The following is a 10,917-nucleotide window of genomic DNA, read 5'->3' as shown; positions in this document are numbered from 1 at the left end:
ATATTTCTCGCATAAACGCTTACCGTCCTTTAGGGGCGCCGAAGGCGTTTTAGCTTGGATGACAAAGGAGGAATTCCGAATGAACAAAAAGTGGATGATTGGTTCGTTGGCCCTTTCCATAGGCCTTATCTCAGCAGGTGGGGGAGCTATGGCGGCTTCGCCGTCAGCAGGAAGTACGGCAATCAAGAAGGTGGCTGTATCTGCCCCTGGGAAAGAGGGCCCTGCTACCATTAATAATTTGACGGTGAAAAGTATCATTCCGCTGGTAGTCCATGCAAGAGCTCTTTATTTCTATAGTAATCAAGGCGGAAACATCTTCCCGATAGAAACCTTCACGTATAAAGCGCAGGAGTACCGTTATCTGTCCAGTGACATTGGCACAAAGACGAAGCTGATGAATTACATAAAAAAAGCCTACACTCACAATGCAGCGGCATATTATGTGCAGACTCAATTTTTGGAGTATAACGGAAGAATGTCACAGGTGAATGCAGATGTAGGCAATTTATTAATGTATGAAAAAGCCACCGCCCGCATGCTCTCCAAAACTGCGACAACCGCTGAATTTGAACTGACCGTTCCTTATCCAGATGCGCAGGAAAGCAGTGAGTCGGTGTATGTGAAGCTGAAGAAAGTGGAGGGATACTGGAGAATCGACACGTCACCGGATATTCTTTTCTGAGGAAAGGAGAAGGTATTAGAGGAAAGAGGATGGCAGGGGCTATGAACTAACTGCGCTTCAGGTCAGAGATATAAACAACACCTGCGAATTTGCCTTTACGGGTAATGATGACACAGTCATTCTTCATAGGATCTGGACGGCTCATAGCATTAGCTAATACAGTTTCAAGTGGAGTGGAGATATCATAAATAAGTGGAGTTTTGTTCATAAGCTTCATGGCAGGTTCTCTGTAGAACAGATCTACTCCTGATCTTCCTGTGGCTTTTAAAAAGAAACGTTCGCTCATTAACAATCCAAGCGGTTCATTCGTGGCGTTACAGACGACGATGCATTTGGATTCTGGGTGCTGGAACATGACGCGAAGGGCTTCTCTGCAAGTACGTGAGGCAAAAATAGCAGGGGCACTGCGGACAATATTAGAAAGATCATTTACAAGAGCTGTTGACATGATGTTCATCCTTTCTGATTATAGGTCTATTTCTAATGTACCCCCGAATCGTAAATTTTAAAGGCGACAAAGATCATCTACAGGTAAAATAGATGCACAGGCAAAAACGGTCAGAACCTCACGAGGTCTGACCGTTTTTTTGTAGGTAATTTATTCACTTCGAACGCCATCCTCTACTAACTGCTTTCTAGGTGTTTCTGGAATAACAGATTTGCTTACGCCTCCACGATTGATAGCGATTAATCGTTTTTGAGCGTAATACACGTCACGCGATAATTTCTTTACCTCAGTGGATTTACCCTCAACAAACCGGGTGCTGTAAGTCTCAACAACATATCCGGTTTTTCCATTTTGTATAACGCGTGAGCCGCCACGAGGGAGGGAAGGGTCGTTTACATACTTGTCTACTGGAGGCAGCACCTCTACGATTTGTGAATGGACCTTATATGTAACATTTTTCGGAAAAGTACCGAAGAGCTTAATCGTTAGTGATCGGCCTTGCACAGCCGCTTTAATGACTAGATATTTGCCAGTCGTATTGCGAAAACGGAAGTTGATATAGCCTTCAGCGAAGGTGGCATCCTGGCCTTTGGGTAGATAGTTGACCGGCAAGGAGTGATTGCGGCGCTCCACAATCTCCAGTCCGGTGCGCAGAGCGGCATTGTACAGCGTACTGGAAACTTGGCAGATTCCGCCGCCGATGCCGGCTTGAAGCTTACCGTTCACAATGACTGGCGCTTCTCGGAAGCCATATTCAATTTTTGCTTTTTCAATAGCCTTGCCATAGTCAAAAACGGCTCCAGGTGGGAGCACGGTTCCGTTCACTGCTTTGGCCGCTGATTCAACGTTGTAGATTCGTCCAGGGCCACTTGCACCGAGAGAAGTACTGAATTGCATGATTTTTCGCTCAATGCCTTGCTCCTTTAAAGCGTTTAAAGTGATGTCTGGCTGTAATATGGTTAAAGGAACTTCCAGTGTAATCCCCTTTTCTTGCAGCGTGATCAGACGATTAAACCGTGTGGGGGCAGCAGCCCATAGTGAGGTCACCATTCCTGTCCAGTCCACTTCAAGGGAAGTCTTTTCAGACGTATATATTACACGATCATCTCCGGTAATTCGCCGCGTAGCATCCACAGGATCTCCGAAGGATTCTCTCTCCCAAGCGGGACTCAGGATGGACTGTAATTGAGCAATATCCAGATGGGCTTCAAGACTCCAATTTTTGGGGGAGTTGTACCGGGTTTTTACCCGATCCCATAGCCGCCCTTCTGTAAGATCTTGTAGACCTTGCTCAAAAGCAGCGGCTTCATAGGTCATTCCAGCTTGTTTAAGTTTGAGGGTAAGCTCAGAATTCCCTTCGACCTGCAACACAAGGGGGATAGATTCAAGGGCCTGTAGCTTGTTCTCCAGTTCGGAACGTACCTCTGAGATATTCAGCCCGCCCACTTCCCATCCGGCAAGGGTTGTACCTTTTGGAAGCGTGTTTTTATGGCCATATAGTTGAAATCCCCCATAGATTAATGAGCCGATAAGAATGAGTGCAATGACTATTATGAGGGTAAGATGGATTTTTTTCATGAATAATCTCCTTCCTGGATGGCTTCTGCGAGCAGCACAGTAGGTGCTTTTTATATGTATATGTACAGACATTACAAAACTTTCGAATAGTGGGGCAGTTACGGGGTACTCAATCGGTTACAGATTTGTTACAATAGATACATTGCGGAAATATTGAAGTTTATGGAAACTTAAGCTGGACTCTGTCGATTCACACAAGTGGAAAATGTCATAATTGGGAAGTGAGAAAATGATTGAAATGCAAGATGTATGGAAGACGTACCCTAACGGAACTCACGCACTGCAAGGAGTTTCAGTAAAAATTGACCGCAATGAATTCGTGTATGTTGTCGGTCCATCCGGCGCGGGTAAATCTACTTTTATGAAATTGATTTATAGAGAAGAAGTGCCAACTAAAGGTCAAATTTCTGTGGGAGGCTTTAACATAGGGAAGCTTAAACAACGTAAAATCCCATATGTGCGCCGTAATATCGGCGTTGTGTTTCAAGATTTCCGGTTATTGCCAAGGATGACAGCGTATGAGAATGTTGCTTTTGCCATGGAAGTTATTGAAGCACCGAAGAAGGTCATCAAGAAACGTGTGAATGAAGTCCTCGATCTGGTGGGACTCAAAAATAAAGCAAATCGTGAACCTTCACAGCTCTCAGGTGGAGAGCAGCAGCGGATTGCAATTGCCCGGGCTATCGTTAACAACCCATCTGTTATTATTGCGGACGAGCCTACAGGAAACTTAGACCCTGAGACTTCATGGGGCATTATGCAGTTGCTGGACGAAATTAATTTTCGTGGAACAACCATTGTAATGGCTACCCATAATAGAGATATCGTGAATAAAATGCGCAAGCGGGTGCTTGCGATTGAGAACGGAAACATTGTGAGAGACCAGGCGAGAGGGGAATATGGCTATGAGTTTTAAGACCTTCTTGCGACACATGCGGGAAGGCTTCAAAAGCGTATTCCGTAATGGCTGGATGTCGATTGCTTCGATCACTTCCATAGTTGTCTCTCTTTTTGTCCTAGGTGTATTTATTCTTCTTGTTCTTAATGTGAATGCCGTAGCGGATGGGGCAGACAGTCAGGTACAGATTAATGTGCATTTGGCACTAAATGTAGATCAGAAGCTGCGTGAGACTTTGCAGACTGAAATTGGCAATATGCCGGAGGTCAGCAAGATTACGTTCATCTCCAAGGACCAAGGGCTTAAAGATCTCCGTGCAGACATGGGTGAGGACGCGGCTGAGCTTCTGGAAGGGTTCGATGAAGACAATAACCCTCTCCCAGATACGCTTAAGGTAGAAGTTGTTGAACCTACTACGGTAGCCTTTGTGGCTGAGAAGATCGAAGCACTCAACAAGACACATACCGAGCAGCCTATTTATAAAGTGAAGTATGGCAAGGGCTCGATCGAAACCTTGTTCAAAATAACACGCGCTGTACGGAACATTGGTTTTATTTTTGTAGCAGGTCTGGGGCTCATGTCTATGTTCCTCATCTCTAATACGATTCGGGTTACGATACTTGCTCGTCGTAAGGAGATTGGCATTATGAAGCTCGTAGGTGCAACAAATTATTTTATTCGCTGGCCTTTCTTTATAGAAGGAGCACTGATCGGTCTGATCGGATCGCTCATTACCTCCGTTGTCTTGTATTTGGGTTACAGCACTTTGGAATCGACTGTACAGGGAGATCCTATGCTCCAATTGCAGCTAATTCCGTTCGATAGTATTTGGATGCTGGTCGTTGGTGTACTAGTTGGACTAGGCGTGCTGATCGGCGTCTGGGGAAGTACCGTTTCTATTCGTAGGTTCTTGAAAGTTTAATACTAAAAAGTGAAGGATGGGGAGTGCGAGTTGAAGAAGATTGCCGCCGGACTAGCCGTAATGTTACTAGCTGTCACTATATTCCAGCCCTCTGACGGATATGCCAAAAAAACAAGTGTTGCCGAAATCGACAAGCAGTTAAAGCAGCTGCAAAAAGAGGTGCAAGAAGCTAAGGCGCAGCAGGAAAAAGCGGCGTCCCAAACGCAGGAAGCACAGCATTATAAGAATAAAACGAATCTTAATCTGCAGTATGTCTTACAGCAAGTGGATCAAGTTAAGGGCAAAATGACGGAAATCTCTACTAAAATTTCCGATACAGAACAATCTTTGAATGTTACTGCAACGGAATTGGATAAAGCAGAGGCGCGAGTCGCCTCCAGAGAGGAAGTCTTGGGGTCCCGTGTTCGGTTGATGTATACCGATGGAGCGGTTTCTTACTTGGATGTTTTGCTCTCATCGACAAGCTTCGCTGATTTTCTGGATCGCGCGGATTCACTTAAGATGATTGTGGATCAGGATCAGGAGCTGTTAGTTCAACATAAGTTGGACAAGCAGACGGTGATAGAGAAGAAACAAGAGCTTGAGGGGCAATATGCCCAAGCTAAGCAGCTGTACACTTCTTTGGAACAACAGAGAAGTCTGCTGAAGGAGAAAGAGGCTGAGAAACAGGAGCTTATCGCATTCTATGATAAGCAAATTCAAGAAAGTGATGATTTAAGTGAAGAGCAGAATGAAAAGCTAGTCAAACTGGCAAGCGAACGCTCTGCGCTGGAAACGCAAAAGGATAAGATTAAGGCAGAGGAAGCCGCTCGCAGAGCAGCAGCGGCTAAGGCGGAAGCGGCTCGTAGAGCTGCGGCGGCTGCCAAGAAGGCTGCAGCTGCAGCTGCAGCTAGTAAGGGAAGCAGTAGTTCTAGCTCCAGCTCTAGTGATACGGGATATTCAGGTGGAGATGGGCCGTTTCTACTTCCTGTAGGATCCGCAAGAATCTCATCCCCATATGGACCACGGACACATCCAATCACGGGTGAGAAGGGGAAAGTACACACCGGCGTCGATTTTGCGGTTCCACAAGGAACCAATATTCATGCGGCGGATTCCGGAACGGTTATCTTGGCTGAATGGTGGAGCGGTTACGGATATTGTGTAATTATTGATCATGGGGGCGGAGTTTGGACGCTCTACGGGCATATACGTAAAGGTGGTATTAGGGTTAGTTCTGGGGATAAAGTCAATCGTGGCGATGTGATTGCTGAATCCGGTTCTACAGGTAATTCGACAGGCCCCCACCTTCACTTCGAAGTGCGGATTGATGGTAAGACAGTAAATCCTATGCCGTATCTCTAACTTTTAAGGAACTCATCACTCATATTATTTGCTTGTGCGGTATATACTGGAAGGGATACCGTACCTTTCAGGACGGACATAAGAGTTGTTTACGAGATGGACAAGAAGGGACGGTGGGAACATCATGTTAAAAAAAAGCACCGCGGCGTTTATGATTATCGCCGCCCTGCTATGCGGTAGCTTAGTGACCTTGGGCGTGACGGGTTATACTCATGTCTTTGGACAAGCTGCAGGACAAGGATTAGCCTCTGCGTTGCAGGTTGCAGGTCTACAGCAGAAGGAATCCCAGAAGCTTGGGACTGCGCTCAGTTTGATTGAGAGCAATTACTACGAGACGGTAGATCGGGAGAAGCTGATAGATGGTGCTGTCAACGGTATGATGGAAGCGCTAGGCGATCCTTATTCCAACTATATGGGAAAAGAAACTGCTGAGAAATTTGAAGAGAGCATTGAGGGTTCCTTTTCAGGTATCGGTGCAGAAGTCTCTTCGGATAACGGTAAGGTAGTCGTGGTCTCCCCAATCAAGGGTTCACCTGCTGAAAAAGCAGGAATTCAGGCCAAAGATATCATTCTTTCCGTTAACGGAGAATCGTTAGAAGGCATGGATCTGAATGCTGCTGTTGCGAAGATACGCGGACCTAAAGGCAGTAAGGCCACTTTGAAAATACAACGTTCTGGCTCTGTAGAGCCTCTGGAGTTCGCTCTTACTCGGGATGATGTGAAGCTTGAGACGGTATACTCAACTATGGAAAAAGACGGAGTAGGGGTAATCGAGGTCACTCAGTTCTCCCTAAATACCGCAGAACGATTCAAGGAAGAGCTTGGGAAGCTGGAGAAGCAAGGCATGAAGGGGTTGGTCATTGATGTCCGTAATGATCCAGGCGGTGTCCTCCCGATTGTTATTGAGATGGCGGAAGAGTTCGTTCCAGCTGGTAAAAATATAGTTCAAATAGAATACAAAGATAAAAAACGCGAAGTTAGCACCTCCAAGGGATCGAGCAAGGCTTACCCAGTGGTAGTGCTAATGAATAAAGGTAGCGCGAGCGCCTCGGAAATATTGGCGGGTGCCTTGCAGCAGTCAGCGGGAGCCAAGCTGATTGGTGATAATTCATTTGGTAAAGGCACGGTGCAGACAAGTTTTGACAAACAGCTTGGAGATGGCAGCTTGCTGAAGGTTACCATTGCTAAATGGCTTACACCGGACGGCACATGGATCCACGGCAAGGGAATTAAACCGGATATCGCGGTAGCGCAGCCGGATTACTTCTCAGTGGCTCCGATTAACAAGAGCGTGACGCTGCAATATAACATGAACAACGGTGATGTAAAGAGTGCACAAACGATGCTGGATGGCTTAGGCTACAAGCCTGGTCGCAAAGATGGCTATTTCGATACAGGTACTAAGAATGCAGTAAAGAAATTCCAGAGTGAAGCGAAACTTCAAGTCACAGGCATGATTGATGCCAAGACCGCAGAGGCGCTGGAGGTGGCACTGATCAAAGTGATTCAGAACCCTGCCAAGGACAACCAACGGAATAGAGGGATTGCTGAGATTCAGAAGGAAATTAAGGCGGCAGCGTCGAAAAAGTAAGAAGGCTGAATTCAGCCTTCTTTTTTTCTGTTAAAAAGAGCAAGGGCTAATATTCAGGGAAGAAAAGGAGTGTGACGAACAGTTTGAATGTGATTCAGGAATTATTAGGAAGCTTGGGCACTGCGTTCTTACACTTATTGATCCAGCCATATTACTATATTGCTATTATATTTATTGCGTTGTATTACCGTCGGCAGGTGGCATTAGAACGTAAGCTAATTCATGTGAAGCTGCATAGCTGGGGTCAAGAAACGTGGCGAACGGTGTGGAGTGGGCTGGTGATGGGACTAGTGGTTTCTATTGCAGCCACATTGTTAGGAGTATCCTTATCAGGTACAGCTGTGGCCTGCATTTGGGTAGTCAGTATCCTGTTATCGCTATTGCGTGTACGGTATTTGTGCTTCGCTTATTCTATAGGTTTGCTAGGTGTGATTCAATTTGTACTGTCTTTCTTTCCGGATGCCTTACATAGCGGAACGGTCGGGAATATTACAACAGCCATACGGGAGATGGATATTCCCGCATTGCTAGTGCTAGCTGCGCTACTGCACATGGCGGAGGCGCTGCTGGCCCGCTGGCAAGGGGCGAAGCTTGCGACGCCCCTCTTCTTGAAGGGCAAGCGCGGCATGGTTGTCGGCGGCTATCAGCTGCAGGCTTTCTGGCCGCTGCCGCTGTTCCTGCTGATCCCTTCGGGGGCAGGAACGGATCTGCCATGGCAGCCGCTGCTGGGCGGCGGGCTTGGCATGGTCTCTTTGCCCGTCATCATCGGCTTCAGCGAGATGACGCAGGGCATGCTGCCCGGGCGCAAGGCGGCCCGCACTTCAGGACGGCTGCTGATGTACAGCATCGTCCTGCTGGGCTTAAGCCTGCTTGCCGCTTGGTGGAGCCCGCTGACCCTGCTCGCGGCGCTCGCAGCGATGGTGCTGCACGAAGGGTTAAGCTGGTACAGCGCTCTGGAAGAGCGCAGCATCAGCCCCATCTTCGTGCATCCACCGCACGGCCGCAAAGTGCTGGCCGTGCTGCCGGGCAGTCCCGGGCAGGAGCTGGGCATCTTGCCCGGCGAGATTTTACTGAAGGTCAACGGGGTTCTGTTGACCGATGCCGCGCAGCTACATGAGGCGCTGCGCATGAATCCAGCGTTCTGCAAGCTGGAGGTGCAGAACCGTGAAGGGGAGAGCAAATACCTTCAGAGCCCGATCTACGACGGGGACCATCATCAGCTCGGCATCATTCTGGTACCGGAGACAGATGGAGCGGTTACTGCGGAGGCGAAGCCTTCTAGCATCTTCAGCATCATCGCAATGAAGACAGGTACTCGCAGCCGGAATCTGCCGATTGGGCGAATCAAACAGAACAAAGCCGATAAAGTCGATGAAGCCAAGAAGGAATCGGCAGAAGGATAGATAAAGTTAAGCCCGGACTCTGGAAATGGAGTTCGGGCTTTTTTGTAGAACTTCTATCCCCGCCCACCCTTCAAATAGAAAATAGCGATTTGCGTCCGATCCCGCAGCTCTAATTTACTCAGAATATCTGTTATGTAATTTTTGACCGTACCCTCGCTAAGAAACAGCTGTCCGGCGATTTCTTTGTTGCTATGCCCCTCAGCGATAGAGGCGACAACGGCCAGTTCCATTTTGGTTAGTCCAAAAGATTCCAATGGCTGTACCTTTGGAGATTCAGGGCGAGCAGCGGGCTGTAGAAAGGTGGCAAGCTTGCGCGCAATATCAGGGTGAATCAGCATATTACCTTCATGGACTGTTTTGACGCCTTGTATGATACGGTCTGGCGGTATGTTTTTGAGCAAATATCCACGGGCTCCGTTGCGAAGCGCTTCAATGATATACTCATCGTCATCGAAGGTGGTTAGCATCAGTATCGAAACTTGAGGAAAAGCCTGCTTAATCTTCTCTGTCCCTTCAACCCCACCACAGCCGGGCATCCGAATATCCATTAGAATCACATCGGCCATGTCCCCCGCTTGAAGCAAACGCAAGGCTTCATTCCCCTCACTTGCCGCTCCGATCACTTCAATATCGGGGTCCATCCCTAGCAGCACTTGCAGACTTTGACGAATAAAAGGATCGTCATCTACAATCATCACCTTAATCATTAGCGTGGCTCCTTTTTCATAATTTAGATTTCATCTTTGCCTCGAGTCCTACGTTCCCTATACAATCTCTCCCTGCTTATAAATGGGCAACCGCGTAACAATGGTGAAATGTGGCTCCTGCAGTAGCTCCAAGGTTCCGCCAATCAGCTGCGTTCGTTCTAACATTCCTTTCATTCCCACCCCTCCACTTTCCGGTAGTTTGCTTAGCTTATTGCCTTCGGGAAGTGTCCCGTTGTTGCTGACCTCCATAGTAACTCCAGTATCACTGAAGTAGATTTCAATCCAAATGGCTGTTGCTTTTCCATGACGTAGGGCATTGGTTATGGCTTCCCGGGCGTTCTTATACAAGATCACTTGAATACTAGGATATAGCGGATAAGGTATCCCAAGCACTTGGTATGAGGTCTCAATTCCTGTATCGCGCCCTGTCTCTTCGAGCAGTCGGTCTAACGCGTAAGCGCCCTCTAATTGTGGCGTATAGTTGATACGCTTCACTGCGGAGCGCATATCGTCCATGCTGGCTGACAACTGATCTCGAATGAGCTCCATCATTTGCATCCCGCTCTCTGGGGAGGTGGGTAAGGTAAGTAACGCAGCTTCCATCATCATTTTAATACGAATGAGACGGTGGCCGATATCGTCATGGAGTTGGCGGGAGATACGTACCCGTTCTTTGGACTCGGCTGCATCTTCTACTTGGGCGTTAAACTCCAGCAGTCGGTTGCGGGCTTCATCCAGCTCGAAATGCTTTTTTCGCAGCTCGTCGTATAGATGGAGGGTGTTCTCACGGCCCCGCCCCGCCCTCTGTAGCAATTCGTTGAGATAAGCAATGAGCAGAAACATAATGTTGATGATAGTGATTATAAGCTGTGGGGAATCCCGGAGCGCGATGTTTAAGGTAATCAGATGCACAACCGTAAACACGAGAGGCACTGCTTGAGGCTGAAGTCTAGAATAATAAAGCAATGCTGAAATCGCGGGGAAAATCATTATGCTGCCGTACTGGTAACATAACCAGGCGGTGAATAGTATTTCCACAATGCTTATCAAGGCATGAAAGGACAGGGGCAGCTTTGGCACCATGACTACAAGGAATAGAAGCATCAGAATATGTAACGTGAAAATCCCATAGTCGGCATATGGGTAGATGTAAATGCTAATACATGAAGGAACTATGATGAGTAAGTAACGCAATAGGGCTAGCTCTCTAGTCACGCCTGTGTCATCCTTTATGTTTTTTTCTAATCTTAGCATATTTTCTCACTATATAAGTTGAACTAAAAAACATTCACCGCAGTCACGGACTTACCTTAATAGAAAAATCTTAAGTTCAACTAATATAGT

General features: G+C 47.3%; 10 protein-coding genes. 6 read left to right on the top strand and 4 right to left on the bottom strand.

The features are described from left to right. Positions 1–79 precede the first annotated feature (79 nt). A complete protein-coding gene (locus CA598_RS11150; RefSeq protein ID WP_179283648.1) occupies positions 80–682 on the top strand; it encodes a DL-endopeptidase inhibitor IseA family protein in 603 nt (200 codons plus the stop codon). Between the two features lie 46 nt (positions 683–728). On the opposite strand, the gene CA598_RS11145 is transcribed toward CA598_RS11150, so the two are convergent. Together CA598_RS11145 and CA598_RS11140 are read right to left on the bottom strand one after the other, a co-directional pair. Next, entirely contained in the window at positions 729–1,130 is a 402-nt protein-coding gene (locus CA598_RS11145; protein WP_094876538.1) for a CBS domain-containing protein, read from the bottom strand. Between the two features lie 150 nt (positions 1,131–1,280). Then, complete coding sequence (locus CA598_RS11140) at positions 1,281–2,708, bottom strand: VanW family protein (RefSeq protein ID WP_094876537.1); 1,428 nt, start codon at positions 2,706–2,708, stop codon at positions 1,281–1,283. A gap of 229 nt (positions 2,709–2,937) precedes the next feature. Here CA598_RS11140 and ftsE point away from each other — a divergent pair, with 229 nt between their 5' ends. The 5 genes from ftsE to CA598_RS11115 all read left to right on the top strand — a co-directional run bounded on the left by ftsE (position 2,938) and on the right by CA598_RS11115 (position 8,866). Further along, on the top strand, positions 2,938–3,624 hold the full coding sequence (gene ftsE / locus CA598_RS11135) for a cell division ATP-binding protein FtsE (RefSeq protein ID WP_094870886.1): 687 nt from the start codon (positions 2,938–2,940) through the stop codon (positions 3,622–3,624). Then, a complete protein-coding gene (ftsX, locus tag CA598_RS11130) occupies positions 3,614–4,528 on the top strand; it encodes a permease-like cell division protein FtsX (protein ID WP_094870884.1) in 915 nt (304 codons plus the stop codon). Before ftsE ends, ftsX begins: the two co-directional genes overlap by 11 nt. 30 nt (positions 4,529–4,558) lie before the next feature. Then, on the top strand, positions 4,559–5,872 hold the full coding sequence (locus CA598_RS11125) for a murein hydrolase activator EnvC family protein (protein ID WP_094876536.1): 1,314 nt from the start codon (positions 4,559–4,561) through the stop codon (positions 5,870–5,872). A gap of 124 nt (positions 5,873–5,996) precedes the next feature. Next, complete coding sequence (locus CA598_RS11120) at positions 5,997–7,463, top strand: S41 family peptidase (RefSeq protein ID WP_094876535.1); 1,467 nt, start codon at positions 5,997–5,999, stop codon at positions 7,461–7,463. Between the two features lie 83 nt (positions 7,464–7,546). Beyond that, a complete protein-coding gene (locus CA598_RS11115) occupies positions 7,547–8,866 on the top strand; it encodes a PDZ domain-containing protein (protein WP_094876534.1) in 1,320 nt (439 codons plus the stop codon). Between the two features lie 53 nt (positions 8,867–8,919). Here the strand turns inward: CA598_RS11115 and CA598_RS11110 are convergent, their stop codons facing one another. Together CA598_RS11110 and CA598_RS11105 are read right to left on the bottom strand one after the other, a co-directional pair. After that, positions 8,920–9,573 (bottom strand): response regulator transcription factor, encoded by a 654-nt coding sequence (locus CA598_RS11110; RefSeq protein WP_094876533.1) that lies wholly within the window; start codon positions 9,571–9,573, stop codon positions 8,920–8,922. 57 nt (positions 9,574–9,630) lie between these two features. Next, positions 9,631–10,788, bottom strand: a complete 1,158-nt coding sequence (locus tag CA598_RS11105) for a sensor histidine kinase (RefSeq protein WP_179283647.1) — start codon at positions 10,786–10,788, stop codon at positions 9,631–9,633. Positions 10,789–10,917 lie beyond the last annotated feature (129 nt).

Origin of the sequence: Paenibacillus sp. VTT E-133291 (assembly GCF_002264395.1) — a bacterium.
Taxonomy (GTDB): domain Bacteria; phylum Bacillota; class Bacilli; order Paenibacillales; family Paenibacillaceae; genus Paenibacillus_AQ; species Paenibacillus_AQ nitricinens.
This window is presented reverse-complemented; position numbering and strand designations above follow the sequence as displayed.